This is a genomic window from Shewanella abyssi (assembly GCF_023284025.1).
Lineage (GTDB): Bacteria > Pseudomonadota > Gammaproteobacteria > Enterobacterales > Shewanellaceae > Shewanella > Shewanella abyssi.
Genome location: NZ_JAKIKR010000030.1, coordinates 34,388 through 58,439 on the forward strand (window position 1 = coordinate 34,388; position 24,052 = coordinate 58,439).

Sequence of the window (24,052 nt, forward strand, 5' to 3'; positions counted from 1 at the left end):
ACATGAAACTCAAAGGCTATGCTGGCAAGATCCTGCATGTGGATCTGACCAACCTTACAACCCACATCATTCCAACGGACAAATATCAGCGTTGGGGCGGCGGCCATGGGATCGGAGCGGCACTATTTTGGGATCTGTGTAAGGACTTAGAGTCCATCACCGACGGTCGTGATGAACGCAACGTGGTTACCCTAGCCACCTCACCGTTCTCAGGCACCAACGTGCCTTCCGCCGGCGGTCGCACCGAGGTCACCGGTATTGGCACCGGGATCAAGCCCATTAATTGGTTTGCCCGTTCCAACTTTGGCGGCCAATTCAGCGCCATGCTTAAACATGCGGGCTGGGACGCCGTGACCATCACTGGTAAGGCGCCGCACCCTGTGTACCTGGACATTCGTAACGACAAAGTGATGATCCGCGATGCGGCTGAACTTTGGGGTAAAGACACCTACGACACCCAACAGATCATTCAAGATGACGTTGCCAGTGTCGAGGCCACCGCTGGCTGGAATGCCCTCAGTGACGGTAACGAGATTGGCCGCACCACCCAGAAAGCCGCCGTGGTGGCCATTGGTCCCGCCGGTGAAAACCAGTCGGTATTTGGGTGCCTAGTGCATGGTTCTGGTCACGGCTCAGGCCAGTGTGGTTTCGGTGCGGTGTTTGGCTCTAAAAACCTTAAGGCCATCAGTGCCATGGGTACCGGTTTTGTGGACATCGCCGATCCTGCGGCCCTAGTACAGGCGCGGTTTAAGACCCGCGAGTTGTACGCCAGTGATGCCGACGATCACAAGTTACCGGAAGTGGCTCAAGGCGAGAGCCAGACCTTCATGCCGGGCGCAGCCATGGGCTTCCACCCTCTCGGTGGCGCAGCCAGGCCGTTGATATTTGCACAAATCAACGATCAGCACCGCTCCGTGGGCTGCCATGGCTGTATCAACGGTTGTAAGCAGCGCCGCGACGGTTACGGCAACGAGTCTCACTGTCAGGTCACCGCGTGGTACCTGCCACCGGCCTTGATCGCCACCCGCGGTCCAGAAGCTGCGCACATATCGATCTTCTCCAACCGCGAAGACATTGCTGAAATCCAGATGTACGCTGCCGAGCTCGTGCAGCGCCTAGGCATCAACTCCTACCCACTGACCGACGGTTGTTTGTGGCTTGGTATCCTAGCCCAATACGGCCTAGTGGGTCCGGGTAAGCCGATTGAATCCAGCCTGCGCTGGGATCTGTATGGCAGCATGGAGTTCGCCAAGCAATTCTGTGAAGCCATTGCCCACCGCACCGACATTGGTGAGCTATTGAGCGAAGGTTTTGTCGAAGCGGCCAAGAAAGTTGAACGCTTCGAGGACGTGCGCACCGGCAACATCCTGCAGTACCCGTACTGGGGCATGCCAGAGCACGGTTACGATCCGCGCGCCGAGCTCACCTGGGGTTACTCGACCCTAATGGACAGCCGTGATGTTAACGACCACACCTTCAACTGGATGTTCTGGCAGGTGAACTATGAGGCCGCCGCTGGCCTTAAGCACCGCGTCGACGCACCGACCATGGTCAAACTTTACGCCGAAAAGATGATCCCTTACGCCAACAACCGGCCTGAGGTATTGGATTTCTCAGAGAAGAATATGTACTCCGAGGACATTGCCCGCGCCGTACAGTGGCAGATGCACTACAACCGTTTCTATAAGAACTCGTTGTTGCTGTGTGACTTCCGCTGGCCAGATATGGTCAACATTAACCGCCCTGATTTCCGTGGCGCCACCGCCGATCCCGAAGTGGGTGAGCAGGTGTACTGGAACGCGATTACCGGTGAGAACATCGACTTTGCCGAAGGCATTCGCCGTGGCCGTCAGATCTACAACCTAGATAACGCCATTTGGGCATTGCAGGGCCGCCACCGCGAAATGGTGACCTTCCAAGACTACATCTTCGAATCGAAGTTCAAGAAGTCGAAGTTTGGCGGTTACCTGTGGCCATGTACCGATGACAACGGTGACTGGGGCTACCACAACGTGGTCGGCCGCAAGCTAGACCGTGAAGGGCTTGAGCAGTGGAAAGACCATTACTACCGCCTAGAGGGTTGGGATAAAGCCTCTGGCTGGCCAACCCGTTCACTGCTAAGTGAACTGGACATGGGTTTTGTTGCCGACCGTCTAGAGCGTTCAGGCAAGTTAGGGGCAGAGTCATGAAACCGGTGACCAAGGCTCAAGCCAAGCATTACCTTAGGCGGGTCGATATGGACCAGCTTTTGGATGCGGCGGTGATCATTCGACCTCGCGGTCAGGCTCAGGTACTGATTAACTCCTTAGAGTCGCTGTACCTGTTATTTGAACCCAACAAAAAATCCTTACCTGGAGTTGAGTTTGAAGAATTAGAGCTGTGGTTAAGGGATGCCATTGGCGATACCGAGTTGGCCTATGCGCTTGTCTACAATAAGGACAAATCCAGTTATATCAACCATTGCATCAAAGTCTACCAAACGCTCAATACTCGGATGCGCCACTACGCCGATGTACTGGGTGTTGAGTTTAGTCAAAAGGAGTTACTAGCCACGACTAAGCCAACCACCACCTTGTATCAACAACTGTAAAAACGTCACCTCTATTGGGGCCTATTTGGGCCCCTTAGACAGCATTTTGCTGATTAAAAATAATAAACACTAATAATAAGTTAAAGGGATAATAATGCAAAAAACGATGACTGCCGCACTAGTAATGGCCAGCCTGAGTACTGCTGCTATCGCCAGCGAAGATATGCACACCAAAGACCCACGTAACGCCGGCCAAAAAGTGGGTCTTGAAGTGCAACATAATGGCGATCTAAAACTGATAGGTGGCGGCGGTGCCACCAACTGGTATGCAGGCAGCGACAACCAACTTGTTTACCAGGCAGAATATGAGCTGGACTCAGAATACGCCCGTGTCCGTGGAGCTAACTTCGACAGCCGTTTCGGTGGTTTGTACGTAGACATTATCTCCATAGCTGACGCGTCGGTAATGAGCACCGTTGGTTTTATGCTACCAATCACCGCCGACAACGGTAAGACCCTGTTCTTTCCTAGCATCAACTACAGCTACGTAGCCCATGATAAAAAGGCCCTGCGCGGCGTGCCTGACGAGATCGGTGGCGGCAACGCTAGCCACCTTTCTAGTTTGAATCTGTACATCCTGCACCCTTGGAACGAAACCCACTTCTCCTTCATCGAAATGGTTGGTGGTAAGTCTTTCTCTGGCGTAGAGATGGAGATGTATGACGTGGTATGGACCCAGGGTATGAACAGTAATATTCTAGGTCAACCAGCGATGGTTTATTTTAAAGGGCAATACAGCCGTACTGAAGTTTACGGCCAGTTTACGGGCGCTAAAGGTTCTCTCAATAGTGATGAGGCTAAATTTAGCTTCGGATTTGAACTTAAGTTCTAAGAACGCTTCTGCAACAACATCTGCGTGATTGCCAGCTTAAAACCTGAAACACGCAGACGTTGCAGCCATGCAAATACCCTTGACACTGATGCTCTCGGGTCCAATCACAGCACAATCGCCCTTCTGCAATCGCTCCTCAGCTTGTCTCGCCGAAGAGCTAGAACCGCAAATTACTCATACCTGAGCGCTTCGATAGGATCGAGGTTGGCAGCTTTGCGAGCTGGGTAGTAGCCGAAGCCGATGCCAATCACTGCCGTGCCAGCCACCGACAACAACATAATATTGGTCGGTAACACCATCTCCCAACCAAACAGCGGGCCGGCAATGATGAGGGCTAACACTGATAAGGCGAGCCCCAGTAAAGCGCCAACTAAACACAGCACCACACTCTCAATTAAGAATTGATTACGAATGTCTGCAGGTTTAGCGCCTACCGCGAGTCGCAAACCAATCTCCCTCGTACGCTCGGTGACGGTGACCAGCATGATGTTCATCACCCCGATGCCGCCCACCAGCAAGGAGACTCCTGCGACTCCGGCCAACAATGAACTAAATACCTGAGAGGCCTCAGCTCGGGTTTCCATCATTTGCGATAGGTTCATCACGCGAACAGGTGAGGGTTCATCATCGGCCACTCTGTGGCGCTGTTTAATGACGTTTTCTATCTCAGCTGCGACCCAATCCATGTTACTTGGGTCGTCCACTTGCACCGTAATGCGCTTGATCCTGTCTTGATACTTGCTGTTGCCACCAATCACTCGGCGCACCGCAGTAGAGAAAGGCAACATGACCGTATCGTCTAAATCACTGCCGCGCATGTCTTCGCCTTTGCCCTTTAACAGGCCGATCACGAGTATGGGGATCTTGTTAATTCGAATGGTTTCACCGACCGCCATTGAGGCGATACCAAACAACTCTTCGGCGACGGTTTCACCGATAATGGCCACTTTGGCTGCGCTTTTCATCTCCTGCTCGCTGAAGGTTCTACCTGCCTGAATTTCCCAATGGTGGGCACTGAGAACATCAAGGTTGATCCCCTCGATACGGGTGTTCCAGTTTTCATTACCCCACACCACTTGGGCCTGCGCGTTGACTGAAGTTCCTGCAGCAACAATCTGTGGGATCTCGCGCTTAAGCGCCGCGACGTCGTCTAAAGTCAATTTCTGTACATTGCCCGCCGCCCCCTTCGCCCCTCCAGCGCTCACAGAAGAAGACTTCACCATTAGCAAGTTGGTCCCAAGCGCTTCAATTTGCTGCTCGACTTTTTTCTGGGCCCCTTCACCTAAGGCAAACATAATGATCACCGCGCTAATACCGATGATAATCCCAAGGGTGGTGAGCATGCTACGCATGAGGTTACGCCTCAGAGAGCTCAGTGCCGTATTAACCAGTTGTATCTGTATCATGTGGCGCTCTCCACTTTACCGTCTCGCACCATAATGGTTCGGTCGGCGTACGCGGCTATCTCTGGTTCATGGGTGACAAGAATAACGGTGATGCCGCTGCGGTTGAGCTCTTTAAACAGTACCATGATCTCCTTACCCGTCTTGGTATCCAACGCTCCCGTTGGCTCGTCGGCCAGTAATATCTTCGGTTGATTCACCAGTGCACGAGCAATGGCGACGCGCTGTTGCTGCCCCCCTGATAATTGGTTCGGCGTATGACCCGCTCGATCACCGAGTCCCACCATCTCTAAGCAATGCCGAGCCTGCTGCTCATCATCTCGAGTCGGGTCGGGGTTATACATCAGTGGCATCTGAACGTTGTCCTGCGCCGAGGTCCTTGCCAACAAATTAAACTGCTGAAAGACAAAGCCAATGTGCTGGCTGCGAAGCTCTGCCAACTGCTCCCGGCTCATGCCGGCCGTCTGCTGCCCCAGCACTGTAAGGCGACCCTTTACCGGGGTCATTAAGCAGCCGAGTAGGTTCATTAGAGTGGACTTGCCAGACCCAGACGGCCCCATGATGGCCAACATTTCACCGGTTTCGATCTCCAAATTGATATTATCTAGCACGGTTAATGATCCCCCAGCCATGGGGAAACTGTGACTTAAATCATGACAACTGAGGGCAATACTCATAGCTTCACCTGCTGGATCTGGGTGACCACCGCTTTTCCCACTAGCGCCGTACCATCAATTTGAGTGTATTGATCATCACTAAGACCCAATTGCACATGCATCAACTTTGGCTCACTATCCTCTAGGATCATGACGTAACCGGATTTAACCTGTCCGCTGCGTAAGGCCTGCAATCGTTGCTGTTGCTCTGAGGTGAGGATCTGCTTCAACGCTCGATCTAGCCGTTGGCGAGCCTGCTCTCTATTACGAGCCATAGGATCGGCTCCTTTATCTGGGCGAGCAGCAGCCACCTGTTGGCGTTGCTGCTCGGTTAAGTCCAGTTGATCCATTAACTCGCCCATCTTTCCCATAGACTGCTTACCACTGCGTTCATTTGAGGAGTTTAGACTAGCCTGTCGGGCGGCAATGCGAATAGCAGAGTTCGGCACTCGTACCACATTTCTTGCGGTGTCTATGCGGACCGTAAGATCGGCCGTCATGCCGGGCAACAACTGGCCCCTCGGATTTGGCGCACTGATGATCACTGTGTAGGAAACCACCCCTGAATCGGTTTCCGGATATTGGCGGATTTGGCGCACTTTACCGATAAATTTCGCCTGCGGGTAAGCGTCGACAGTGAAATCCACCCGCTGGCCACTAGTAATGAAACCGATGTCAGATTCATCGACATAAGCTTCGATCTCCATCTGCGATAGATCTTTGGCGATGACAAAAAGCTCTGGAGTGTTGTAGCTCGATGCCACAGTCTGGCCCGCTTCGATGGTGCGGTTAATAACAATGCCGCTGATCGGCGCGCGAATTTCAGTCCGATCTAGCTCGATTTGTGCCTGTAACAGCTGCGCCAACGTGCTTGCCTTACTGGCTGTCAAGGCATCTAGCTCGGCTTTGGCTTTCAAAACGTCCAGATCCGCGAGGGCCGCAGAGGTTTTTAACTGGTCCAGCTCCTCTGCGGAGATATTGTTGCTGGCGACTAGCCCTTGACCGCGAACCAGATCCCGTTGAGCAAGACTTGCGCTAAGTTGGACCATGCTAATCGTGACTTTTTGCAGAGCAATATTGGCGTCAATACTAGCGATCTGCGCCTGGTATTGATCGACTTTGGCACTAAAAGTGCGCGGATCGATGCGAGCCAGTAGCTGCCCTTTTTCGACCTTATCGTTGAAATCCACCAGCAGCTCGGTGATCTGACCCGAGAGCTGTGACCCCACCACCAAATCATCGACCGCAGCGAGGGCGCCAGTGGCTCCCACCGTTTTTTGGATATCTCCAGTCGCTAGTACTTGCGTCTGATATTGAAACTCAACTTGGTTATTCTCGGCAGGGATAAAATACCAAAAAACGGTTAAGGCCAGTGCCGTGGCGGCGATAATAAATTTGTTCATGGGGGATCCTCTTCAATCTAATGTAGGGGATTCTACCTCTATAAAATTCAAGCGTATTAGAGCTTTAATCATCTTTACACTTCTTGAAGCCATTACCGCATTGATGACACCAAATGACAAAAAGACCTATCTGGCTACCATTTGCCATCACAGCCTCAATATTGTTATTCATCGAGTCAGCTAATTCAGCCACACTCTGACTCACTTGGTCATATATCTATTGCTTAACCTGGGAGTACTGTTCGCTAGAGGGGAATATTGAAAAACCGCATTCTGGCTTAAGCAATGCGGTTTAATTAATCATAAAAATAGTAACAACAGGATGGACATGTTAACTAAGGTGCTAACGGTTCTCGGGTAAACTCGTCGTTATCACACTCAGTGCAATCAGAGATTACTTGAGGAAATTCGATTTTCGACTCATGGCCACAGGCAGTGCACACCATGGTGCCCTGCCCGACTATCTCGCCGGACTCGTAATAGCCGTGATGCTTAAAATCTTGCGCCACTTCATGCCATTCAATCTGACTGCGGTCGGTAATTCCACTTAACCAATGCCATAACGTATTTTCAACAGCGATCATAGTCGGGCTATGGCTCAAGTCTTTAGCGTTTTTCTCTTGTAAAAAACTGGCAATATCACGTTTTAAAAATTGTTCAACTAAAGCTAGCTCTTCAGCCTTTGCTTGCTGCTTGATAGCCAAATATTCCTTACTGGCCTGAGTCTGACTATATAAACTCTTTACTGTCAAAGAGTTATCATCATTGTATTGCGCTTTTATTTGATGAATTAGTGCCTCGTAAAGCGAAAGTAACTCAGTACTTTGTTCACTCATAGTAAATACTCCTTCGACGAACCTTTTTAATGACTCACTTCTAGTTTATTCTATGTCGATATAACTCGCGCATAAATAGCGCTAGATCAAACAACGGCCGGAAATAGATTGATGCAAGAGCAATATACTCCTTCTGAAATTGAAGCAAAAGTGCAACAGCACTGGAAAGACGAAAAGACATTTGAAGTTACCGAAGATGAAAACAAAGAAAAGTTTTACTGCCTTTCTATGTTTCCATACCCTTCAGGCCGACTGCATATGGGCCACGTACGTAACTACACCATAGGTGATGTTGTCGCGCGTTACCAACGTCTGCAAGGCAAAAATGTTCTACAGCCTATCGGTTGGGACTCTTTTGGCCTACCCGCTGAGAATGCGGCAATCAAAAACAATACCGCGCCAGCCCCATGGACTTATGAAAACATCGACTACATGAAGAACCAGCTTAAAATGCTTGGTTTCGGTTATGACTGGTCACGTGAAATAGCGACTTGTACACCCGAGTATTACCGCTGGGAACAATGGTTCTTCACTAAGCTTTACGAAAAAGGCTTAGTTTACAAGAAGACAGCTTCGGTTAACTGGTGTCCTAATGATGAAACAGTTCTAGCAAACGAGCAAGTTATCAACGGTTGTTGCTGGCGCTGTGATACCACTGTCGAGCAAAAAGAGATCCCGCAGTGGTTCATTAAAATCACTGAATATGCCGATGAGCTGCTCACTGATCTTGATACATTAGACGAGTGGCCTGAACAAGTTAAGACCATGCAGCGCAACTGGATTGGTCGTAGCGAAGGTATCGAGATGACGTTCAAGGTTGCAGGTAGCGACCAGAGCTTCGATATCTATACCACGCGTCCAGATACTGTTATGGGTGTGACTTACGTTGCCATTGCAGCCGCACATCCTTTAGCACTGCAAGCAGCGGCGAATAACCCAGCACTGGCTGAGTTTATCGAAGAGTGTAAAAACGCCGATACTACCGAAGCGGCAATGGCTGCTATGGAGAAAAAAGGCGTTGCTACCGGTCTTAATGCAATCCACCCGTTAACAGGTAAAGAAGTACCCATCTGGGTCGGTAACTTTGTATTAATGAACTACGGTACGGGTGCAGTGATGTCTGTACCGGCACACGATCAACGTGATTATGAATTTGCCAAGAAATACGGCTTAACTATCGAAGGTGTTGTTAAGCCTGCTGGTAGCGAGCTTGATATCACTGAAGAAGCTTACACTGATAAAGGTGTTTTGTTTAATTCAGGCGACTCTTTTCCAGAGCTGGACGGTCTTGATTTTCAAGCGGCGTTCGATGCCATTGATGCAAAACTAACAGCTGAAGGCAAAGGTAAGCGTCAAGTGAACTTCCGTCTACGCGACTGGGGTGTTTCACGTCAACGTTACTGGGGTGCACCGATCCCGATGGTAACCTTGGCTGATGGTACTGTTGTACCGACGCCAGAAGATCAACTGCCAGTTATCTTGCCTGAAGATGTCGTTATGGACGGCATTCAAAGCCCAATTAAAGCTGACAAAGAGTGGGCTAAAACCCAGGTTAATGGTCAAGAAGCTTTCCGCGAAACCGATACCTTCGACACCTTTATGGAGTCATCTTGGTACTACGCGCGCTACTGTAGTCCTCATGCAGATGAGATGCTTGATCCAGCCAAAGCAAACTACTGGTTACCCGTGGATCAATACATTGGTGGTATTGAGCACGCTTGTATGCACCTATTGTATTTCCGCTTCTTCCACAAGTTGCTACGTGATACTGGTTTAGTGAACTCTAACGAGCCCGCTAAACGTCTACTGACTCAAGGTATGGTATTGGCTGATGCTTATTACTATAACAATGAGAAAGGCGCACGCGTTTGGGTTGCACCAAGTGATGTCACCGTGCTTGAGACTGATGACAAAGGCCGTACTGTAAAATCGGTAGACAGTGAAGGTAATGAGCTGGTTTACACTGGTATGAGCAAGATGTCTAAGTCAAAGAATAACGGTATTGATCCACAAGAGATGGTCAATAAATACGGTGCTGACACCGTGCGTTTATTCATGATGTTTGCCGCGCCACCAGAGCTAACGCTTGAATGGCAAGAATCGAGTGTTGAAGGCGCACATCGCTTTATTAAGCGTTTGTGGAAAACGGCACACGATCATGTTGCTGCTGGCCCAACGATAGAATTAGATCTGAAATCACTTAACGCTGCTCAAAAAGAGCTGCGCCGTGAATTGCACAAGACCATTGCAAAAGTCGGTGACGATATTGAACGTCGCCAAATGTTCAACACTGCTATTGCATCTGTGATGGAGTTGATGAACCGCTTGCAAAAAGCGGCTACTGAAACTGAACAAGACAGAGCACTAATGCAAGAAGCATTAAGCGCCGTGACTCGTTTACTTTATCCGATCATTCCTCACACTAGCTTTAGCTTGTGGAATGAACTGGGTAATACTGGTGCGATTGAAGACGTACTTTGGCCTGAAGTAGATGAAGCCGCACTGGTTGAAGACAGCAAGCTTATTATCGTACAAGTTAACGGTAAGCTGCGCGCTAAAATAACTGTCGCTGCAGATGCAAGCAAAGAAGAAGTTGAAGCGGCTGGCTTGGCTGAAGAGGGTGTGGTTAAGCACACTGAAGGCAAAACTGTTCGTAAAGTTATCTACATACAGGGTAAGTTACTCAACATCGTAGCGAACTAAATGCAGACTAATTTGCTTTGTAAACCGAAAATGCAAACAAGGAAGACTAAACAAAGCTTATGCTAATTAAACGCATATTTTTAGCAACCTTAGCACTGAGTGTACTGCTCAGTGCGGGTTGTGGCTTTAAATTACAGGGAAGCTACTCTCTCCCTGAACAGTTGCAAACATTAAGCTTAACCAGCCAAGACGAATACAGTGAATTAACTCGTCTAGTGCATGAACGTTTAAGACTTAACCGTATTGCCGTTGTTGAGCCAGCACATGATATTCCAATGCTGCGCATTATTAGTGACTCGCTAGACCGCTCCACTCTGTCTATTTACCCAACGGGTAACGTGGCTGAGTACGAGTTAATCTACCAAGTCTCTTTTGCTGTGCAACTGCCTGATGCCGAATCTCAGCGATTTGAAGTTGATATTCACCGCGATTACTTGGACGATCCGCGCACCGCATTAGCAAAGAGTCGCGAGATGCAATTGCTGCTCAAAGAGATGCGTATTCAAGCTGCCGATCGTATTATTCAAGCTCTGGCAGCAACAGAGGTTAATTGATGCGGGTATACCCAGATCAATTACTGCGAAACCTCAGCCCTTTGCCCCAATGCTGCCTTATTTTTGGCGATGATCCTTGGTTATGCGAGCAAAGCCGCAGTGCTTTGTATAACATCGCTAAGCAGCAAGGTTTCGATGAAAAAATTCAATTAACCCAAGAAACGGGGTTTAACTGGAATGAATTAATCGAGCAATGGCAAGCCATGAGCTTGTTCTCAAGTCGCCGTATTATTGAACTCACACTGCCCACAGCCAAGCCTGGTACCGAGGGTAGCGCCATGTTTCAATCATTAATGCAGATGGATAATCCTGATGTATTACTGGTGTTAACGGGTCCTAAACTCGCTGTCGAGCAAACCAAGAGTAAATGGTTCAAATCCTTAGACGCTAAAGGCGTTTATGTTCCTTGCATCACCCCAGAAGGCGCTCAATTTCAACGTTGGCTTGACACTAGGATCAGCCATTACGCATTGTCTTTATCTCGTGATTCCCGAGAGATGCTTTTTGCACTATATGAAGGCAACTTACTTGCTGCAGATCAGGCGTTGCAGTTGCTGCAACTACTCAGCCCTACAGCACCGATTGAGCCTGAACAGTTAACCCAGTATTTTGAAGACCAGTCTCGTTTTAGTGTTTTTCAGCTGACCGATGCAATGTTGAGTAACCAACAAGATAAAGCGCAGCATATTTTGTCACAGCTAAAAAGTGAGGGCGTTGCTATGCCAATCATACTCTGGTCACTATTCAAAGAGTTGAGCGTATTACTGCAACTCAAAACAGCTGAAGCCAATGGTCAACCAATACAAGCCCTTTGGAGTAAATTGCGCATATGGGACAAACGTAAACCCCTGTATCAGCAGGCGCTCCAACGTTTATCCCTGCCACAAGTCGAAACACTGCTAGCGACGTCATCACAACTTGAGTTAAAGCTAAAGCAGCAAGGCATAGAAGATTGGACTGGACTGAGCCACATTAGTCTACTTTTCGATGCGAAAGCCCATGAAGCACTCAAACACATAGCGCTATAATCATGAAAATCGGTATTCTAGGCGGCACCTTCGACCCGATACATTTTGGTCATATTCGTCCCGCGATAGAAGTACAACAGCGGCTTAAACTCGATGAGGTTTGGCTAATGCCAAACCATATTCCGCCGCACAAAAATGGCACCCACGTTAGCACCGATGACCGATTAGCAATGGCGCAGGCGGCATGCGATCAATTCCCGCAACTCAAACTATGCGCAATTGAAGCCAATCGAGACACTCCCTCTTATACCGTAACCACATTAGCAGTGCTAAAACAGCAATATCCAATGCATGAGTTTTATTTTCTAATGGGGATGGATTCATTTTTAGGGCTACAGAGTTGGTATCAATGGCAGAGTCTATTTGATCTGTGCCACATCGTCGTCTGTCAACGACCGGGGTGGCAACTATCGATACAGCACCCAATGCAGACGGTACTGACCGAGCGCAGTGCCAAAACAGCAACAATCTCTAAAACTGGCGCTATCTTTCCCGTGTCAATCACAGAGCAGCCCTTTTCGTCGACGCAAATACGCACCGATCTTAGCCAAGGTATATCGGTTAATGATGCATTACCCTCCAGTGTTCAACTTTATATAAAACAGCATCGGCTATATGGCTCAAAGACTTAGCACTACCCACAAAAATCTTCACTGCTAAAGTCACTATTTCTAATCTTCGCTATTAATCTCATACCTATTACCTGCTATACTATCGCGCTGTCTAAAAATTAATGGGGTATCCGCGTGGAAAGCGCCGAGCTAAAGCAATTTGTAATCGATAAGGTTGAAGACCTTAAAGCCAAAGATATTGTTGTAATGGACGTATCTGAGAAATCTAACATCGCCGACTTTATGGTGGTTTGTACTGGTAATTCAAAAACTCATGTTAAAGCAATCGCTGAAAACTTAGTGGTTGAATCAAAGCGCGCTGGCCTAAAGATTTTAGGCGTAGAAGGCCGTGAAAGCAGCGAATGGGTTCTTGTTGACCTAGGCGATGTCATCATGCACGTAATGCAAGACCAAACTCGCGACTACTACCAGCTTGAAAAGCTATGGTCAGAAAAACCTGAATAATGAAAATTCAGTTAGTTGCAGTAGGGACCCGCATGCCAGATTGGGTCGAAACAGGTTTTAAAGAATATCAGCGCCGCTTTCCTCGAGATATGGCGCTTGAGTTAATTGAAATCCCCGCTGGCAAACGCGGTAAAAATGCCGATATAGCTCGTATCCTCCAAAAAGAGGGCGAGTTAATGTTGGCTGCAATCCCTAAGGGTAACCATATCGTCAGCCTCGATCTTCCAGGTAAAAACCTGAAGACCCCCGAGTTGGCGCAGCAGATGAATAAATGGCTACTTGATGGCCGAGATGTCAGTCTGTTAATTGGCGGCCCCGAGGGGCTATCACCCGACTGTAAAAAAGCAGCAGCGCAAAGTTGGTGCTTATCAGCGTTAACCCTTCCCCACCCTTTGGTTAGAGTGATTGTTGCAGAAAGCCTTTACCGAGGCTGGAGTATTAACAATAATCATCCCTACCATAGAGAATAATATCGACTTTACATTCAGTTAGTCTTACCTTTACAGGAATGAGCTATGTGCCTGGCACCTTTTTTTGAGCAGGAGAAAATGTAAGTGTCCCCTAGAAAGCGCATCACCATGAACGACCATGCAGCTGAAGCCTCGCTGTTTAAACGTCGCGCTCTGTTTACTTTCCTCTGTGTTTTCATTCTGCTGAGTTTACTTCTCATTAATCTGTACCAGCTGCAAATCCTCTCGTTCAAAGACTATGAAACACGCTCCAATGATAACCGCATCAGAGTCGTACCCGTTGCCCCGAGCCGTGGACTGATATATGACAGGAATGGACAGCTACTGGCGGAGAATCAACCTTATTTCTCTCTAGAGATGGTGCCGGAAAAAGTTAACGACATCAGTGAAACTTTGGCTGAGCTAAGCCAGGTCATCGCCCTTACTGATGATGAAAAAGACAGTGCTATCGAAGCGCTTAAATACCACCGACGCTTCAAGCCTCTCACCATTAAAAACAAACTCACCGAAGAGCAAGTCGCTAAGTTTAGCGTCAATCAGCATCGATTCCCTGGCATCTCAATAGAAGCGGGCCTAAAACGCCATTATCCTTACGATGGCCTAATGACTCATGCACTGGGCTATGTAGGGAAAATCAACAGCCGTGACAAAGCTTCACTTGAGCGCAATAACAAGTGGAGTAACTACGCTGCTACCAAAGATATTGGTAAACAAGGTATTGAGAGGTTTTACGAAAGCATGTTGCTTGGCAAGCCTGGTCACCTTGAAGAAGAGGTGAATAACCGTGGCAGAACCATTCGTACGTTAAAATCAAAGCCTCCCGTTCCAGGACAAGATATCTACTTAACCTTAGATCTTAATTTACAAAAAAAAGCCATGGAATTGCTCAATGGCCGTCGAGGTTCAGTGGTGGCTATTGATCCTAGAGATGGCGGTATATTGGCCCTGTTATCAAGCCCAACTTACGATCCAAACCCATTTGTTCATGGCATTAGCAGCAGAGCTTATAACGAACTACTCGATTCAACATCACGGCCTTTAATTAACCGCGCAACTCAAGGGCAATACGCACCAGCTTCGACGGTGAAACCACATTTAGCGCTGCTTGGCTTAGAGACTAAAGCGGTCACACCGAAAACGCGCATTTGGGATCCGGGGTTTTGGCAAATCCCTGGCGTTGAACGCAAATACCGAGATTGGAAACGTTGGGGCCATGGCTGGGTTAATGTTAACAGCGCAATAGTAAGCTCCTGTGATACCTACTTCTACGATTTAGCCTATAAAACAGGTGTCGATGCTATCGCCGATTTTATGCAACCCTTTGGGTTTGGTGAGCGCACTGGTGTCGATATCTTTGAAGAGTCTGCTGGTATCATGCCATCTAAAGATTGGAAACGTCTGCGCTATAATCAGCCTTGGTATATAGGTGATACTATTTCGGTCGGTATTGGCCAAGGTTACTGGACGACAACGCCACTTCAATTAGCTAATGCGACAGCTATTATGGCCAACAAAGGCCGCCGTTTTGTGCCACACCTACTTAAATCTATTCAAGATAAAACGGCGAAAATAGACAGCCCAGCCAATGAACTAGCCCCCATTGTACTTAAAGATCCCAACAACTGGGACATCATCAATGAGGCCATGCGTGACACCGCACACAAGTCTCGTTTCACTGATGCCAAATATACTGCCGCAATGAAAACAGGTACGGCTCAAGTGTTTAGCATGGCAGAAGACGCTAAGTACGACGCCGAAACCATTGATGAGCATCTGCGAGACAATGCATTGATTATCGCCTATGCACCCTATGAGAACCCCACAATAGTACTCGCGGTAGTACTTGAAAATGCGGGCTGGGGTGGAAAAAACGCAGGCCCGGTAGCGCGAGCGCTACTTGATGAGTATTTACTAAGAGATTCATGGGACAAAAAAGAATGAGTGCACACAACCATCGCCCCAATATTTGGCAGCGTCTTCATATCGATCTGCCGTTATTAATCGGACTTTTGGCACTCATGGGCTTTGGGCTAGTGGTTATCTACTCCGCTGGCGGTGAAGATTTAGCCTTAATGGATCGTCAACTAGTGCGTATGGGGTTGTCACTGGTGATCATGTTTGCCGTAGCGCAAATAAACCCCGAAGTTTTTCGCCGCTGGGCATTCCCCATCTATCTTGCGGGAATAATATTATTGCTTGGGGTACATTTTTTTGGCGAAATAAATAAAGGGGCACAGCGCTGGCTCAACCTTGGTTTTATGGAGTTCCAGCCCTCTGAATTAATTAAACTCGCCTTCCCAATCACAATGGCTTGGTATATCAGTAAGTTCCCACTGCCGCCTAAGAAGCGCTACTTAGCCGGTGCGTTAGTCATTTTACTAGTGCCAACGTTACTCATTGCTAAGCAGCCCGATTTAGGCACCTCTATTCTTGTCGCCGCATCGGGGATATTTGTCCTTTTCTTATCAGGCATGAGCTGGCGAATTGTCGGTGGTTTTATCGCCGCAGTATTAGCAATGTTACCCGCACTGTGGTTTTTCTTCATGCACGATTACCAACGCACCCGCGTGCTAACACTACTTGATCCTGAAAAAGACCCCCTTGGGGCCGGCTACCATATCATTCAATCTAAAATTGCTATTGGGTCCGGTGGACTTTGGGGCAAAGGTTGGCTCGATGGTACCCAATCTCAGCTCGAATTTTTACCTGAGCGACATACAGATTTCATCTTCGCTGTCATCGGTGAAGAGTTTGGTCTTATCGGCAGTTTGCTTTTATTGGCACTCTATCTTTATGTTATCGGCCGCGGACTCGTTATCGCGTCTCGCGCTCAAACCAGCTTTGCTCGGTTGTTAGCTGGCAGTATAACCTTAACCTTCTTCGTGTATATATTTGTCAATATCGGCATGGTTTCAGGCTTATTACCTGTGGTAGGTGTACCTCTGCCATTAATCAGTTATGGTGGTACCTCCATGCTGACATTAATGACTGGCTTTGGGATCTTAATGAGTATTCATACTCACCGGCGATTCATTGATAGATAACATTTCAGCAACCGAACAAAGTGATTAACTCGATAACGCTTACCGTATTCAGGTATCACCGTAAGCGTTTAATCGACATTAAGGATTGAATAGCAGATGACACTGTTAAACCGCTTTATTGCGCCCTTAGCGCTGACCATTTTATCGAGCTCCGCATTCGCAAATACTATAGAACCCTCTGTCGAAGCGCTAAAAGTTGAGTTTATTAAAACTCAACATGCTCAAGGTTTCAGTGATACAGAAACTCAAGCCTTTATCGACAATGCGGAGTTTAACCAAGCGGTTATAGATGCAATGACCAAGCCTTGGGAAGCTAAACCTTGGCATCAGTATTATCCAATATTTCTGACCGAAAAACGTCTAGCGGCAGGGCTAGCATTCTGGAAAGAACATGCCTCAACCATAGAAAAAGCCTCTAAAGAGTTCAATGTTGATCCGCAAATCATCGTCGCTATCATAGGTATTGAAACTTTCTATGGCGGCTATATGGGCAACTACCCCGTTAAAGACGCTTTGTACACATTAGGGTTTCATTACCCCCCTAGAGCCACCTTCTTCCGCAGTGAATTTGCTAATTTACAAGCGTTAGTAAAAGAAGAAAATCTTGATGTTAATAGCTTAAAAGGTTCATATGCTGGCGCGATGGGATTTGGCCAGTTTATCCCTTCTAGTTACCGTCACTACTCGGTAGATTTCGATAATGATGGCAGTCGAGATCTACTCAATAGTCCGGTAGATGCCATTGGCAGCGTTGCTAATTACTTTCATCAGCATGGCTGGCAACAAAATCAGCCCGTGGCAGTAGAATTAACATTGACAAAAGCATTGCCTGATACCGTTAAGACATGGTCTGGCGAGAAACTGCATTACACTATTGCTGATATTTTGTCCCCTAGTGTCGCGTTAGCTGAATCAATCGATATTGATGTATCCAAACCAGCACTCGTGGTAAAGCTCGAACAGATTGATAAGGATGAGTACTGGCTAGGTTTAAAGAACTTCTATGTCATCACCCGTTATAACCGAAGCCCTCTTTATGCGATGGCGGTATACCAGTTTAGTCAGGAACTCGAACAAGCTTATGCAACGCACTAACGCCCTCGCTGTCATCTTATTAGCAAGTATTTTGGCTGCTTGCTCTAGCAGCCAAAACAGCCGCTACGATATTGCTAACGATAAAGCACCGACATCGGCACCCGACGTATCAAAAGTCGAAGACGCTCACCCAAAATTTGAGCCCTATAGCCGTGGCGGCAACAAGGCAAATTACACTGTTTTGGGTAAAAGCTATCAAGTCATGGATAGCGGTGAAGGTTATCAAGCAAAAGGCATAGCCTCATGGTATGGCGCTAAGTTTCATGGCCATTTAACCTCTAATGGTGAAACCTACGATATGTACTCAATGTCAGCGGCACACAAGAGTTTGCCACTGCCGAGTTATGTGCGGGTTACCAACCTAAAAAATGATAAAACCGTTATTGTTCGTGTTAATGATCGCGGGCCTTTTCATGAAGACAGGCTTATCGATCTGTCCTATGCCGCCGCTCATAGACTCGATATGTTGAAAACGGGCACCGCCAATGTCAGCCTTGAGGTGATCTATATTGCCAATCCTGAATCTATTGCCTTGGCAGAGCTTAAAGGGACTGAGCTGCATTTTATCCAAATTGTGGCGTCTTCAAACAAAACACGTTTGGACCTCTTAGCTAATGAGCTTGAGAAAAAATACCAAGTAAACAGCCGAGTGCAACAATCGAACAACCTATACCGCTTACAGCTTGGCCCGATTGGACAAGCGCAGTTAGCCAGCAAACTGACAGAAACACTCAAACAGCAAGGTTACCCACAAAGCTATTTGATAACAGAATGAAACAAGATTAATGAACCTAGTGCGAATTAGCTTGTCGACTAATGATATACTTTGCGGAACTTCGCTTTCATCATACCTAAACATAAAGACGTGCATGATTAATATGAATTTATTAAACCAACCTATAAAAACGCTTTTGCTAGCGACCTCAGTCGCCGCCTTTTCTGCACAAGCAGCTCCTGTTGTTACGCCAAATGCACCAACTGTCGCCGCTAAAGCCTATGTCCTATTGGATTATAATACCGGCCAAATTATTGCGGAAAACAATGCCTACGAGAGCTTAAATCCAGCCAGTCTAACTAAAATGATGACCAGTTATGTTATTGGTCATGAAATTAAAGTGGGCAACATATCACCTTCCGATGAAGTGACCATCAGTAAAAAAGCGTGGTCAAAGAACTTCCCTGATTCATCAAAAATGTTTATCGAAGTCGGTAAAACCGTTTCGGTAGAAGAGCTTAATAAGGGCATTATCATTCAATCTGGTAATGATGCTTGTGTTGCAATGGCTGAACATATCGCTGGCACTGAAGATGGCTTTGTTGACCTGATGAATTCATGGGCGAAGCAGTTAGACATGCAAGATAGTTACTTTGAAAACTCTCATGGCCTCGATTCAGATAACCATAAGACAACGGCCTATGATATGGCTATCTTAGGCGCCGCTATTATTCGTGATGTGCCAGATGAGTATGCTGTCTACAAAGAAAAGTCTTTTACCTATAACGGTATCAAGCAATATAACCGTAACGGACTATTATGGGATAAAAGCCTAAACGTTGATGGTATTAAGACTGGCCATACATCAGGTGCTGGCTATAACTTGGTGACCTCAGCGACTAAAGATGGCATGCGTCTTATATCTGTTGTGATGGGTACGAAAAGCGAGACTGCACGTAAAGCTGAAAGTAAAAAGCTACTCAATTACGGCTTCCGTTTTTTCGAAACCGTCACACCTTACCAAGCAGGCGATAGCTTCGTTACCCAAAAAATTTGGTATGGCGACAGAGAAACCATTGATCTTGGTGTCACCACTGATACTCCCATCACTATTAGCCGCGGACAAACCAAAAACCTACAAGCTAACTTTGAGCTAACCAAAGAGCTTAAAGCCCCTATCGCCAAAGGCGAAACTGTGGGTCGTATCTACTTCCAGTTAAACGGTAAAGATATTGCGCAGTTCCCACTTGTGACGTTGCAAGAAGTGAACGAAGGCAGCTGGTTTAGTCAGTTAATGGATTACTTTAAGCAAATATTTGAAGGCTGGTTTAGCTAATCAAACTAATGCCAATTGAAGCCACCTTAGGGTGGCTTCTTGCGTTTAATCGCTTTGATATCACCTAGTGCAGGAATAGTGGACTTGAATTCGCTATAATCGACACCATATAACAGTTATAGAAATTGCTGAGAGTAAAAAATGCTAGATACTAAATTTGATGAATTAATGGATTTTCCAAACTCTTTTCCATTCAAAGTTGTCGGTGATGCCCATGAAACTTTGGCCGATCGTGTTGTTGCTGTTGTTCAAAAACATGCCCCTGGGGACTACGCGCCAAGCACTAAAGTCTCAAGTAAAGGGACTTATCACTCAATCACAATCCGAGTGACAGTGCAGAGTAAAGAGCATGTCGAAACGTTATACGTCGAACTCGCCAAAATAGAGGGTGTTAAACGCGTCCTATAAATATTACTCATTGCTGATAAATGTGATCTGTCTTACATTTATCAATTTGAAGCGTATAATAGCCGCACTTATATTTGGGGGAGAGGTTGCCCTTGCTAAAAAGCACTTTGCATATTCGACATCTTGGTAAGCAAGACTACGAATCAGTGTGGCATGCTATGCAGCACTACACTGATAATCGCGATGAGAACAGCCAAGATGAGATCTGGGTTGTAGAACATACGCCGGTATTTACTCAAGGCCAAGCCGGTAAGAGTGAACATATCTTGAACCCAGGCGATATTCCAGTGATCCAAGTTGATCGCGGTGGTCAAGTGACCTACCACGGCCCAGGACAATTGGTCGTTTACCCTCTTTTAGATATCAAACGACTCAAAGTTGGCGTACGCCAACTCGTCACCCATATTGAACAAAGTATTGTCAACATGCTTAAACGTTATGAGGTAGAAGCTTATGCTAAAGCTGACGCACCAGGCGTGTATGTTGAAGAGCGTAAAATAGCATCGCTCGGTCTGCGGATCAGAAAAGGATGCTCTTTCCATGGATTGGCTCTCAATGTAGATATGGACATGTCACCATTCCAACGGATCAACCCATGCGGGTATGCCGGAATGGAGATGATCCAATGCAAACAGCTCGGCGGACCGCAAACTGTCGAAGAAGCTGGCAAGCAGTTAATTGAAACCCTTAGCCAAGAGCTTGGTTTAAGCAACCTAGTTCATCATCAAGGATTACCAGAGTCATTATGAATAGGCCTGAAAGATTACAACCTGGCGTTAAGTTAAGAGACGCTGACAAGGTTTCACGTATTCCAGTGAAAGTCGTCCCTTCTGAGCGCGATACCATGCTGAGGAAACCTGATTGGCTACGCGTTAAGCTGCCCGCTTCGAATCAGCGTATTACTGAGATAAAGCAAGCTTTACGTAAGAATGGTTTGCACTCGGTATGTGAAGAAGCGTCGTGCCCTAACCTGTCAGAGTGTTTCAACCACGGTACCGCCACCTTTATGATTTTGGGTGCCATCTGTACTCGACGTTGTCCTTTTTGCGACGTTGCACACGGGCGTCCATTAAAGCCCGATGCTGCAGAGCCAAAGAAGCTCGCTCAGACCATCAAGGATATGAAGCTTAAGTATGTGGTCATCACCTCTGTAGACCGTGATGATCTGCGAGACGGCGGCGCGCAACACTTTGCTGATTGCATACGTGAAATACGGGTATTAAATCCTCAAATTAAGATTGAAACCTTAGTCCCGGATTTCCGTGGCCGCATCGATAAAGCCCTCGATATTTTAGCGACTGAGCCACCAGATGTGTTTAACCACAACTTAGAAACAGCGCCGATGCATTATCGTAAAGCGCGGCCAGGTGCTAACTATCAGTGGTCACTCGATCTGCTAAAGAAGTTCAAAGAACGTCACCCAGATGTACCGACAAAATCTGGTCTGATGATGGGTTTGGGTGAGACGAACGAAGAGATCGCTCAAGTGCTACACGATCTTCGTGCTCACAATGTTGAGATGCTGACGTTAGGTCAATATCTGCAACCATCAAAGTTCCATCTGCCAGTTGAGCGCTACGTGCCTCCAGCAGAGTTTGATGAGTTAAAAGAGATAGCAGAAAGCATTGGTTTTACTCATGCAGCCTGTGGTCCCTTAGTTCGTTCAAGCTACCATGCAGATCTTCAAGCACAGGGTAAAGAAGTTAAATAACTTTGCTTGAGTGAGAAAAGATAAAAAAATAGCGCCTATCTGGCGCTATTTTTTTATCTAATGCTAATACCACGTGTACACTAAAAGGTCAGAGTCATCAATATGGCATCTTCAGGTTCGCCTGCGGTCTTATAGTAACCTTTTCGGACTCCCGACAGTTCAAAGCCAGCCTTTACATATAATGCCCTAGCACCAACGCCTGACTCTCGCACCTCAAGCATTAACACTTCAGCACCATGAGTTTGGGCTTGGGTAATCACTGTATCAAGCAAAGCTTTGCCGTAACCTTTGCCTTGATGCTGAGGCTCAACGCAGATATCCATTAAGGTCGCGTCTTCAAAGATCTGATGCAATATCGCAAAACCACACAACTCATCACTTTCATATACACCTAAGCAAGTATACAAAGACCCAAAGCAACTCCTTACTGTCGACTCAGACATTGGGTGACTATGTGCTTGAGCTGCGACGTGCGCCATCTGAGGCGCCGATACCTCGGTAAGAGGGATAACGTTCACTCGAAATCCTTTTTAACGATAAAAGGCTGCATATTACGCCATAGTAACTTTTTGGCTTCAGGGTTAGATTCAATTTCATTAATCGGAGCCGACATCAGTATATTGTCATCGCTGTGCACTTGCTTACCGCGCATATCCCAAATGACTTTTGAGTGCGGAACAGCACTCGTTGCAAAGCGTATATGCTTACGATCATAACCAAGCATCTCAAGCACTTTAGAAATAATGGGACTATCAATTTCAGTAAGCCGACGCGGGCTCACAAGTACCGTTGAGATCTCAGCTTTCAATTCAGCTTTAACCCAACGAGTTATTCCCATTGCATCTAAGTAGTCACTCGATTTCATACTGGCTCTAAAGGTAATAATGATGAGTAAGGATAACAGTTCATTCGCAAGCTTGTGAAGCTAATACCCATACTGAGATTTCTAAATTGCAGATGCAAAAAAGCCGAGCTAATGCTCGGCTTTTTCTAATTTGGCAGGGGTGGGGAGACTCGAACTCACAACATCCGGTTTTGGAGACCGGCGCTCTACCAATTGGAGCTACACCCCTGTTGACGACACGCATTATGCGTAAACAGACCTAAAAGGTAAAGTACTTTTTTATATAAAGGCTATCGACTGCAGGTTTTTCGGTCAACACAGCTATAGCAGTGTAAATTGGCTGTAGGAAACCAAAATAGCAGAGCCGAACAAGTATGAGAAAATTGCAGATGTAAAAAAGCCGAGCTGATGCTCGGCTTTTTCGAATTTGGCAGGGGTGGGGAGACTCGAACTCACAACATGCGGTTTTGGAGACCGCCGCTCTACCAATTGGAGCTACACCCCTGTTGAAGACGTCACTATGCGTAAACTGACCGAAAAGGTAAAGTACTTTTTAAGACAAACTCACTGACTGCCCTTTTTTCAATCAAGCAAGCAATAAAATCAGCACTATTATTTTATTTGGAATATAACTATATCCCCATTCAACTTGAACGATGCAGGATTCAGTTGAAATTTAATAGGCCTTAATCAAGGCCATTTATCGCCCCTGCTTAACTGACATTCGCTGCATCCTTGGTGCTGCATTGATCTTAACCAATGGTCGCTCCCTTAGTAAAATCCTCTACTTACCTTCTGCAATCAAATAGTCGCTCATCGTAAACATGAGAAAATGATTATGTTCGCCAGTAAAATCTAATCATCATTTATTATGCGGCGACAGAGCCCTAAATACAGCGTTAGCGGATGTAATGAACGCCACCTCCTAGAATTCTATTCAGATAGGCTCCTAAAGCAACTCCGTTAGCAACGGGCTATTCACTCTCTTTCGAGACCAATATTAGAAAGAGTTGGCGCCTGGAAATGACCTACGACCCACAGGGATGTGGGAAATGCAGAAAGTGCCTGGAGCAACTTCCGGCCATAAGCACATCGCTATTGCGATATTCACCTACGACCGTCATGGATAATGGAAGTGTCGATTATGCACGACTGTATGGATATAGGAGGTAGAGTAACGCAGGAGCAGTTACCGAGGATGCAATTATCGAGCTATCACATTCCCCATGTGAGAGTAATACCAGTTACATTAACTAAGTTATCAATTCTGTCCACTCTCTTGAGCAGAGTTTCATTACGCATTTAGGTTCCATGATGAAGTCATTCCAAGCTCTCGTGCATTGTTTGA

General features: G+C 46.9%; 24 protein-coding genes and 2 tRNA genes. 17 read left to right on the forward strand and 9 right to left on the reverse strand.

Annotation, left to right across the window (positions count from 1 at the left end):
- Positions 1 to 2 precede the first annotated feature (2 nt).
- The 3 genes from L2755_RS13615 (at position 3) to L2755_RS13625 (ending at position 3,422) form a co-directional block, all read left to right on the forward strand.
- Positions 3 to 2,189 carry an aldehyde ferredoxin oxidoreductase N-terminal domain-containing protein gene (locus L2755_RS13615; RefSeq protein ID WP_248981232.1) on the forward strand — a complete coding sequence of 729 codons (2,187 nt, stop codon included), beginning with the start codon at positions 3 to 5 and terminating at the stop codon, positions 2,187 to 2,189.
- Entirely contained in the window at positions 2,186 to 2,590 is a 405-nt protein-coding gene (locus tag L2755_RS13620; RefSeq protein WP_248981233.1) for a hypothetical protein, read from the forward strand. Before L2755_RS13615 ends, L2755_RS13620 begins: the two co-directional genes overlap by 4 nt.
- Positions 2,591 to 2,684: 94 nt before the next feature.
- Positions 2,685 to 3,422, forward strand: a complete 738-nt coding sequence (locus tag L2755_RS13625; protein ID WP_248981234.1) for a hypothetical protein — start codon at positions 2,685 to 2,687, stop codon at positions 3,420 to 3,422.
- Between the two features lie 170 nt (positions 3,423 to 3,592).
- On the opposite strand, the gene L2755_RS13630 is transcribed toward L2755_RS13625, so the two are convergent.
- The 5 genes from L2755_RS13630 to L2755_RS13645 form a co-directional block, all read right to left on the reverse strand.
- Positions 3,593 to 4,828 (reverse strand): ABC transporter permease, encoded by a 1,236-nt coding sequence (locus L2755_RS13630; RefSeq protein WP_248981235.1) that lies wholly within the window; start codon positions 4,826 to 4,828, stop codon positions 3,593 to 3,595.
- A complete protein-coding gene (locus L2755_RS13635; protein ID WP_248981236.1) occupies positions 4,825 to 5,502 on the reverse strand; it encodes an ABC transporter ATP-binding protein in 678 nt (225 codons plus the stop codon). Before L2755_RS13635 ends, L2755_RS13630 begins: the two co-directional genes overlap by 4 nt.
- Positions 5,499 to 6,884: an efflux RND transporter periplasmic adaptor subunit gene (locus L2755_RS13640; RefSeq protein ID WP_248981237.1), complete on the reverse strand. Its 1,386-nt coding sequence runs from the start codon at positions 6,882 to 6,884 to the stop codon at positions 5,499 to 5,501. Before L2755_RS13640 ends, L2755_RS13635 begins: the two co-directional genes overlap by 4 nt.
- A gap of 64 nt (positions 6,885 to 6,948) precedes the next feature.
- Positions 6,949 to 7,077, reverse strand: a complete 129-nt coding sequence (locus tag L2755_RS22235) for a hypothetical protein (RefSeq protein WP_283102830.1) — start codon at positions 7,075 to 7,077, stop codon at positions 6,949 to 6,951.
- A gap of 142 nt (positions 7,078 to 7,219) precedes the next feature.
- Positions 7,220 to 7,720, reverse strand: a complete 501-nt coding sequence (locus L2755_RS13645; RefSeq protein ID WP_248981238.1) for a zinc ribbon-containing protein — start codon at positions 7,718 to 7,720, stop codon at positions 7,220 to 7,222.
- Between the two features lie 111 nt (positions 7,721 to 7,831).
- Here L2755_RS13645 and leuS point away from each other — a divergent pair, with 111 nt between their 5' ends.
- From leuS to lipA, 14 genes are all read left to right on the forward strand, one after another.
- Positions 7,832 to 10,423 carry a leucine--tRNA ligase gene (gene leuS, locus L2755_RS13650; protein ID WP_248981239.1) on the forward strand — a complete coding sequence of 864 codons (2,592 nt, stop codon included), beginning with the start codon at positions 7,832 to 7,834 and terminating at the stop codon, positions 10,421 to 10,423.
- 59 nt (positions 10,424 to 10,482) lie between these two features.
- Positions 10,483 to 10,977, forward strand: a complete 495-nt coding sequence (locus tag L2755_RS13655) for an LPS-assembly lipoprotein LptE (protein WP_248981240.1) — start codon at positions 10,483 to 10,485, stop codon at positions 10,975 to 10,977.
- Entirely contained in the window at positions 10,977 to 12,005 is a 1,029-nt protein-coding gene (gene holA / locus L2755_RS13660; protein WP_248981241.1) for a DNA polymerase III subunit delta, read from the forward strand. Before L2755_RS13655 ends, holA begins: the two co-directional genes overlap by 1 nt.
- Positions 12,006 to 12,007: 2 nt before the next feature.
- Positions 12,008 to 12,637 (forward strand): nicotinate-nucleotide adenylyltransferase, encoded by a 630-nt coding sequence (nadD, locus tag L2755_RS13665; RefSeq protein ID WP_248981242.1) that lies wholly within the window; start codon positions 12,008 to 12,010, stop codon positions 12,635 to 12,637.
- Positions 12,638 to 12,751: 114 nt separating this feature from the next.
- Positions 12,752 to 13,081 (forward strand): ribosome silencing factor, encoded by a 330-nt coding sequence (rsfS, locus tag L2755_RS13670; RefSeq protein ID WP_248981243.1) that lies wholly within the window; start codon positions 12,752 to 12,754, stop codon positions 13,079 to 13,081.
- Positions 13,081 to 13,551: a 23S rRNA (pseudouridine(1915)-N(3))-methyltransferase RlmH gene (gene rlmH, locus L2755_RS13675; protein ID WP_020913937.1), complete on the forward strand. Its 471-nt coding sequence runs from the start codon at positions 13,081 to 13,083 to the stop codon at positions 13,549 to 13,551. The genes rsfS and rlmH overlap by 1 nt, the downstream gene beginning before the upstream one ends.
- An 84-nt stretch (positions 13,552 to 13,635) precedes the next feature.
- Positions 13,636 to 15,492 (forward strand): penicillin-binding protein 2, encoded by a 1,857-nt coding sequence (gene mrdA, locus L2755_RS13680; protein WP_248981244.1) that lies wholly within the window; start codon positions 13,636 to 13,638, stop codon positions 15,490 to 15,492.
- Entirely contained in the window at positions 15,489 to 16,595 is a 1,107-nt protein-coding gene (rodA, locus tag L2755_RS13685; protein ID WP_248981245.1) for a rod shape-determining protein RodA, read from the forward strand. The genes mrdA and rodA overlap by 4 nt, the downstream gene beginning before the upstream one ends.
- A gap of 96 nt (positions 16,596 to 16,691) precedes the next feature.
- Positions 16,692 to 17,690 carry a lytic murein transglycosylase B gene (gene mltB / locus L2755_RS13690; RefSeq protein WP_248981246.1) on the forward strand — a complete coding sequence of 333 codons (999 nt, stop codon included), beginning with the start codon at positions 16,692 to 16,694 and terminating at the stop codon, positions 17,688 to 17,690.
- A complete protein-coding gene (locus L2755_RS13695) occupies positions 17,677 to 18,465 on the forward strand; it encodes a septal ring lytic transglycosylase RlpA family protein (protein WP_248981247.1) in 789 nt (262 codons plus the stop codon). Before mltB ends, L2755_RS13695 begins: the two co-directional genes overlap by 14 nt.
- Positions 18,466 to 18,568: 103 nt before the next feature.
- Positions 18,569 to 19,741, forward strand: a complete 1,173-nt coding sequence (locus L2755_RS13700) for a serine hydrolase (protein WP_248981253.1) — start codon at positions 18,569 to 18,571, stop codon at positions 19,739 to 19,741.
- A 141-nt stretch (positions 19,742 to 19,882) separates the two neighbouring features.
- Positions 19,883 to 20,149 carry a DUF493 family protein YbeD gene (gene ybeD / locus L2755_RS13705; protein WP_248981248.1) on the forward strand — a complete coding sequence of 89 codons (267 nt, stop codon included), beginning with the start codon at positions 19,883 to 19,885 and terminating at the stop codon, positions 20,147 to 20,149.
- Between the two features lie 92 nt (positions 20,150 to 20,241).
- Positions 20,242 to 20,898: a lipoyl(octanoyl) transferase LipB gene (gene lipB, locus L2755_RS13710; RefSeq protein WP_248981249.1), complete on the forward strand. Its 657-nt coding sequence runs from the start codon at positions 20,242 to 20,244 to the stop codon at positions 20,896 to 20,898.
- Positions 20,895 to 21,860, forward strand: a complete 966-nt coding sequence (gene lipA / locus L2755_RS13715) for a lipoyl synthase (RefSeq protein ID WP_248981250.1) — start codon at positions 20,895 to 20,897, stop codon at positions 21,858 to 21,860. The genes lipB and lipA overlap by 4 nt, the downstream gene beginning before the upstream one ends.
- 80 nt (positions 21,861 to 21,940) lie before the next feature.
- On the opposite strand, the gene rimI is transcribed toward lipA, so the two are convergent.
- The 4 genes from rimI to L2755_RS13735 form a co-directional block, all read right to left on the reverse strand.
- Positions 21,941 to 22,339: a ribosomal protein S18-alanine N-acetyltransferase gene (rimI, locus tag L2755_RS13720; protein WP_248981254.1), complete on the reverse strand. Its 399-nt coding sequence runs from the start codon at positions 22,337 to 22,339 to the stop codon at positions 21,941 to 21,943.
- A 35-nt stretch (positions 22,340 to 22,374) separates the two neighbouring features.
- Positions 22,375 to 22,725, reverse strand: coding sequence for a hypothetical protein (locus tag L2755_RS13725; protein ID WP_248981251.1), 351 nt, complete (start codon positions 22,723 to 22,725; stop codon positions 22,375 to 22,377).
- Between the two features lie 131 nt (positions 22,726 to 22,856).
- Positions 22,857 to 22,933, reverse strand: a tRNA-Trp gene (locus L2755_RS13730).
- Positions 22,934 to 23,132: 199 nt separating this feature from the next.
- A tRNA-Trp gene (locus tag L2755_RS13735) sits at positions 23,133 to 23,209 on the reverse strand.
- Positions 23,210 to 24,052 lie beyond the last annotated feature (843 nt).

What these genes read in the sequence shown, in the direction of transcription:
- rimI (WP_248981254.1), bottom strand. Translation starts at nt 22,339, where the DNA reads ATGGCGCACGTCGCAGCTCAAGCACATAGTCACCCAATGTCTGAGTCG.
- L2755_RS13635 (WP_248981236.1), bottom strand. Translation starts at nt 5,502, where the DNA reads ATGAGTATTGCCCTCAGTTGTCATGATTTAAGTCACAGTTTCCCCATG.
- mltB (WP_248981246.1), top strand. Translation starts at nt 16,692, where the DNA reads ATGACACTGTTAAACCGCTTTATTGCGCCCTTAGCGCTGACCATTTTA.
- L2755_RS13700 (WP_248981253.1), top strand. Translation starts at nt 18,569, where the DNA reads ATGAATTTATTAAACCAACCTATAAAAACGCTTTTGCTAGCGACCTCA.
- L2755_RS13640 (WP_248981237.1), bottom strand. Translation starts at nt 6,884, where the DNA reads ATGAACAAATTTATTATCGCCGCCACGGCACTGGCCTTAACCGTTTTT.
- leuS (WP_248981239.1), top strand. Translation starts at nt 7,832, where the DNA reads ATGCAAGAGCAATATACTCCTTCTGAAATTGAAGCAAAAGTGCAACAG.
- rlmH (WP_020913937.1), top strand. Translation starts at nt 13,081, where the DNA reads ATGAAAATTCAGTTAGTTGCAGTAGGGACCCGCATGCCAGATTGGGTC.
- ybeD (WP_248981248.1), top strand. Translation starts at nt 19,883, where the DNA reads ATGCTAGATACTAAATTTGATGAATTAATGGATTTTCCAAACTCTTTT.
- L2755_RS13695 (WP_248981247.1), top strand. Translation starts at nt 17,677, where the DNA reads ATGCAACGCACTAACGCCCTCGCTGTCATCTTATTAGCAAGTATTTTG.
- L2755_RS13625 (WP_248981234.1), top strand. Translation starts at nt 2,685, where the DNA reads ATGCAAAAAACGATGACTGCCGCACTAGTAATGGCCAGCCTGAGTACT.
- rodA (WP_248981245.1), top strand. Translation starts at nt 15,489, where the DNA reads ATGAGTGCACACAACCATCGCCCCAATATTTGGCAGCGTCTTCATATC.
- L2755_RS13645 (WP_248981238.1), bottom strand. Translation starts at nt 7,720, where the DNA reads ATGAGTGAACAAAGTACTGAGTTACTTTCGCTTTACGAGGCACTAATT.
- lipA (WP_248981250.1), top strand. Translation starts at nt 20,895, where the DNA reads ATGAATAGGCCTGAAAGATTACAACCTGGCGTTAAGTTAAGAGACGCT.
- L2755_RS13725 (WP_248981251.1), bottom strand. Translation starts at nt 22,725, where the DNA reads ATGAAATCGAGTGACTACTTAGATGCAATGGGAATAACTCGTTGGGTT.
- holA (WP_248981241.1), top strand. Translation starts at nt 10,977, where the DNA reads ATGCGGGTATACCCAGATCAATTACTGCGAAACCTCAGCCCTTTGCCC.
- L2755_RS13655 (WP_248981240.1), top strand. Translation starts at nt 10,483, where the DNA reads ATGCTAATTAAACGCATATTTTTAGCAACCTTAGCACTGAGTGTACTG.
- L2755_RS13620 (WP_248981233.1), top strand. Translation starts at nt 2,186, where the DNA reads ATGAAACCGGTGACCAAGGCTCAAGCCAAGCATTACCTTAGGCGGGTC.
- nadD (WP_248981242.1), top strand. Translation starts at nt 12,008, where the DNA reads ATGAAAATCGGTATTCTAGGCGGCACCTTCGACCCGATACATTTTGGT.
- L2755_RS13615 (WP_248981232.1), top strand. Translation starts at nt 3, where the DNA reads ATGAAACTCAAAGGCTATGCTGGCAAGATCCTGCATGTGGATCTGACC.
- L2755_RS13630 (WP_248981235.1), bottom strand. Translation starts at nt 4,828, where the DNA reads ATGATACAGATACAACTGGTTAATACGGCACTGAGCTCTCTGAGGCGT.